Source organism: Methylobacterium sp. 13MFTsu3.1M2, from assembly GCF_900112625.1.
Taxonomy (GTDB): domain Bacteria; phylum Pseudomonadota; class Alphaproteobacteria; order Rhizobiales; family Beijerinckiaceae; genus Methylobacterium.
This window is the reverse complement of sequence record NZ_FOMM01000065.1, coordinates 1-2,581: the sequence shown is the minus strand read 5'-3', so window position 1 is coordinate 2,581 and position 2,581 is coordinate 1. Positions and strand designations below refer to the sequence as shown.

Sequence of the window (2,581 nt, the reverse complement as noted above, 5' to 3'; positions counted from 1 at the left end):
GGCCCTCGGGGCCGCCCGGGCGACGGACTGCCCGAACGGACGGCGTGAGCGGCGGGGCGAGAGCCCCGCCGTTCCCGTATGCGGGGATCGGACCACGCGGCGGAGCCGCCGATCCTGGCCGCTCCGCCCCGGTCAGGCCGCTTCCTTGCGGGTGACGACGAGCGCCCAGATCGTCGCCGGGATCCATCCGATGATCGTCAGGTGGAGGATGATGCAGAGGATGCCCTGGAACACCTTTCCGCGCAGGAACATGGCGAGCCACGGCGCGAGAAAGCAGATGAGGATCATGATCATGGGGGCAACGGGTCTCCGCGTTCGTGAGCGAACACGGATCGCGGCGGCTGGTTCCGGACGGCCGAGCTTCCGCCGCGGCCCGGCCTAGGCGTCGGACCGCGCGCTCAGATAAGCCCTGAGACGCGAGGCCCGACCGGAGCCGTCGATGCACTCGATCCCGCCGCCCGTGTTGAGCGTGTGGAGGCAGCTGCCGGGCCAGGCCGGGCCGGGCTCGATCCGGTCGAGGATGGTCTGGGCGAACCCCTCCGGGTCGAGCCGGTCGATGCGCGCCAGCGACAGGGCGCGGCCGTAACCGTGGGCGCAATCCTGGACCGGCCGGATCAGGACCCCGTCACGCGCGACGATCCGGCCCGCGGGCCGGGCGAAGGACGGGTCGACCAGCACGGGATTGGCCGGATGCGGCGCGTACGGCCCCCGGAAGTCGGGCGCGGACCAGAGATACAGCGCGTCGTGGTGGCAGCCCGATCCGGGCGGGGCGCCGACGGGCGCGTCCCGGACGGTGGCGAACATCCACCAGCGGCCGCCGTGCTCGAGGAGCGTCGCGTCGCTCGCGACCACGCCGGAGAGGAGCGTCGCCTCCTTCACCCAGCCGCCCGGATAGCGGGTCGCCCGGTAGAGATCGACCGTGCCGGCCGCGGAACTCTCCGGCACCATCCAGACGGAGCCCGCGCGCGCGAACACGAACGGGTAGGAGAGGTGGTGCGGCTCCTCCAGCACCGGGACGGGCGGCCCCTCGGGCCCGTCCGGCCCGAAGCGGACCGCCGAGATGATCGCCTTGCCGGTCGCGTGCGGAAACTCCTCCACGAAGACGTGGGTCGTCCCGTCGACCGCGAGGGGGAACGGGTCGGCGTAGAAGCGCCGCCCGTCGTCGGGCAGCACCTGCCAGCCCTCCGCGGGATGGCGGCCCAGCGCGACGAGGTCCGGCCCGCGGAGGGTCCGCCACCCGGTGCGCCAGTGCGGGGCGTGGTAGCACAGCCTGTACAGGCGCCCGACGAGGCTCCGGGCGACGAGCCGCGCCGGCCGGGACGCCAGGATCCGCGCCGGACGGGCGGGCGCGGCCGCGGCCGCGGCGGGCGTCGCCGCGAAGGCGCGGCCGTCCGACCGGGCCCGCAGGGTGGCGGCGGCGAGCGTCGCCGTGCGCGACAGGGCATCCTCGAACGAGACGGCGATGGAACCTCGGTAGTCCGAGCCGAGCCGACCCGCGGCGACGACGGTGCCGCCTTCGAGGAGGTCGAGCTGCGGGACCCGGCCGGCGAGCAGGCTCGCGAGCAGGCCGGTCTCGCCGAGGCCGCCGTCGTAGGCCACGCGCCAGACCGGGCAGGCGGCGGCCGCGTCGCCGCACAGGTCGAGCACGAGGTCCGGGGTCCCGGGACGGGTCCAGGCCGCGAGATCGGCGGGCGGCACGGGCCGCGACCCGTTCGGCGCCAGCCGGAAGATCAGGGCTTCCAGGCGGAACAGCAGGTCGGCCTGTGCCGGCCACCCGTCCGGACCGGGCGCGGCGTCGACGCTCACCGCCGCGATACCCGGCAGGCCGGACAGCCGGTCCAGCAGCGCGACGTGCCAGCGCCGCGGGTTCGCGCCGTCGAGGCGAACTCTCACATGCATGGCGCCCCGGTTCCCATCGCGCGGTCGTCGCGACGACGACTGTCGAGTCCATCTATTTTCCCGTTGGTAACAGGAGTCATAACTTCGGATCGAGGCCCGGGACGCGCGGGTGATCGGACCCTCGATCGGGATCCGCGGGATGAAAACCTGTCTCGCGGCGGCGGGGGCGTTCCGGCACCTTGCCGGGTCGCCCAGGCCGGTGTCGGGATCCCGCGGGAGCGATCGGGATCGCCGCCGCGCAGTCCGGCGGCCGACCGGAACCGGGTGTGGCGCGCCCGTCACACCCGGTTCCGACCCGACATTTCGATGCAACCAAAACGCCGCCGCGTTGTTGTCGCGCTCGCCCGCGTAATGCGCGCTGTATTTCCGCGCTTCGTCGCGTCTTGAAGGATGCTCTACTCTGGCATTTCGGGCCTTCGACAGGCGGTGTGACCTCAAAACTACAGCCATTTCCCCCGGTGATCGGTAGCCACACCGCCAGATCACACATTCGGGGAACCGACATGACCAAGCTCCTGGCCTCGCTGGCCGCCTTCACGGCCCTCACCGCCGCCGCCTCGGCCGCCGACCTGCCGCGCCGCGCCGCTCCGCCGCCGGTGTTCACCCCCGTCCCGGTCTTCACCTGGACCGGCGCCTACTTCGGTATCAACGCCGGCTACGCCTTCGACGCCAGCGACCGCAA

At 73.3% G+C, this 2,581-nt stretch carries 2 protein-coding genes and 1 pseudogene; 1 reads left to right on the top strand and 2 read right to left on the bottom strand.

Features of this window, described 5'->3' with window-relative positions; all coding sequences use genetic code 11:
* Positions 1-132 precede the first annotated feature (132 nt).
* Positions 133-294 carry a YqaE/Pmp3 family membrane protein gene (locus tag BM314_RS29855; RefSeq protein WP_007567273.1) on the bottom strand — a complete coding sequence of 54 codons (162 nt, stop codon included), beginning with the start codon at positions 292-294 and terminating at the stop codon, positions 133-135.
* Positions 295-378: 84 nt separating this feature from the next.
* Entirely contained in the window at positions 379-1,899 is a 1,521-nt protein-coding gene (locus tag BM314_RS29850; protein ID WP_091982177.1) for a glucosamine inositolphosphorylceramide transferase family protein, read from the bottom strand.
* 503 nt (positions 1,900-2,402) lie between these two features.
* On the opposite strand from BM314_RS29850, the pseudogene BM314_RS31410 reads away from it, so the two are divergent.
* Positions 2,403-2,581: pseudogene (locus BM314_RS31410) on the top strand (porin family protein); the annotation flags it as partial.

Excerpts from the sequence above, each read along its gene's own strand:
- BM314_RS29855 (WP_007567273.1), bottom strand. The coding sequence starts at position 294 with ATGATCATGATCCTCATCTGCTTTCTCGCGCCGTGGCTCGCCATGTTC.
- BM314_RS29850 (WP_091982177.1), bottom strand. The coding sequence starts at position 1,899 with ATGCATGTGAGAGTTCGCCTCGACGGCGCGAACCCGCGGCGCTGGCAC.